This window comes from Rhodococcus sp. GQ147, from assembly GCF_059759155.1.
This window is the reverse complement of the sequence record NZ_JCAXDU010000073.1, coordinates 1-296: the sequence shown is the minus strand read 5'-3', so window position 1 is coordinate 296 and position 296 is coordinate 1. Positions and strand designations below refer to the sequence as shown.

Genomic DNA, 296 nt, shown 5'->3' with positions numbered 1-296 from the left:
TCGAACACCACCGCCGGGTGCGCACCACCGAGACCGCGATGCTGATGCCGGCCGTAGACGTCGGTGCACCATGCCAGTGCGGCGGCCTGCATCTGCGTCAGCGAGGTGAACTCGCGGCCCCGGAAGAACGAGTCCCGGATATAGGGCATCGGGCGTTCGATGCGTGGTTTGTCCTTGGGTTTGCCGGCCCTGGCCGGATCGATGAGCACCTGATAGAAGTCGGCGAGTTCGGCATAGGCCCGGTTGATCTGCGGATCGTAGAGATCGGGACGGTCCACCCCGGTTTTGAGGTTGTC

At 64.2% G+C, this 296-nt stretch carries 1 pseudogene; it reads right to left on the bottom strand.

The window, feature by feature from the left end:
- Positions 1 to 296: pseudogene (locus AC6CID_RS25085) on the bottom strand (IS21 family transposase); the annotation flags it as partial.